The organism is Actinomadura sp. 7K507 (assembly GCF_004348425.1).
Taxonomy (GTDB): Bacteria; Actinomycetota; Actinomycetes; order Streptosporangiales; family Streptosporangiaceae; genus Spirillospora.
The window spans coordinates 1-1,142 of sequence record NZ_SMKK01000534.1 but is presented as its reverse complement, the minus strand read 5'-3'; the positions used below and the strand labels follow the sequence as shown (position 1 = coordinate 1,142).

Here is a 1,142-nt window from a genome sequence, read left to right as displayed (position 1 = left end):
CTACGGGCAGCCGCCCCCGGCCGCCCCCGCCCGGACGAACAGGTTCGCGATCGCCGCGCTGGTCACCGGAGTCCTCGGCCTGGTCCTGCTCGCGGTGGGCTTCGCCATCGCCGCGCTCCTGCAGGCCGGGGGCCGCGGAGAGAAGGGCAAGGGCCTGGCCATCGGCGGCCTCGTCGCGTCCTCCGTATGGATCGTGGGAGGGCTGGCCGCCGTCATCGTCGCCGCGGGTTCGGTCACCTCCGTCGACCGCGACGAGTCGGGGGAGGTCACCGGCGAGGACCGGGTGGTCCTCGTGAATCTGCGGGCCGGTGACTGCTTCACCGGGTTCGAAGAGGAGACCACCAAGGTCCTCGTGACGGCGCTGCCCTGCGCGCGGCCACATGACGGCGAGGTCATCGCCAAGCTGAAACTGCCCGGCGACGAGTACCCCGGCGACAAGGAGATCACCGAGCAGACGGACGAGGCCTGCTTCCAGAAGAGCCTCCACCTGCAGAGAAGCCGGTACATCAAGAACCTGGAGCCCTACAACCTCTGGCCCGACCGGACCGGCTGGGACGCCGGCGACCGCGAGGTGATCTGCCTGGTGCGCTACACCGGCGGAACGCTCACCACATCCATCGGCCAGACCCTGGACCCGAGCCTGAAACTCTGGGACGAGCTGGCCCCCGGGGACTGCCTCGGAAAGTGGGACGAGGAGGAGCTCGCGCAGCGCACCGTCTCCTGCACCGGGCCGTACTGGATCCAGGTGTACGCGAACTTCAAGCTGGGAGCGGGCCCGTACCCAGGGGAGAAGGCGGCAGAGCGCGGCGCGCGGCGCGGCTGCGAGCAGCGGGCGGCGAAGCTCTTCCGCGGCCACCGGTCACCGGACCTGACGTGGTGGCTGTACCCCGAGAAGGTCGAATGGGAGGCCGGGAACCGCACCGCCGTCTGCTTCGGCGAAAGCCAGGACCGCCCGCTGAGGAAGCCGATGCTCCCCCGCTGACCCGCACCACGGCACCCACCGCACCACCGTGCCGCCGGTGCCCTGGGCGGGCGCCGACGGCACGGGGGTGACGCGCGGTGGTGTAGGCCGTGTTTAGAAAGGTGTCGGCGAGCATGGGCCGGGGTCCTGTCGAGGCCGCCGCCTCGGTGGTGGGTGGGTG

Annotated in this window: 1 protein-coding gene; it reads left to right on the top strand. The window is 71.3% G+C overall.

Going from position 1 to position 1,142, the window contains the following annotated elements:
- On the top strand, nt 1-982 hold a 982-nt coding region (locus E1285_RS45105; RefSeq protein WP_207947322.1), incomplete at its 5' end, for a DUF4190 domain-containing protein.
- Nucleotides 983-1,142 lie beyond the last annotated feature (160 nt).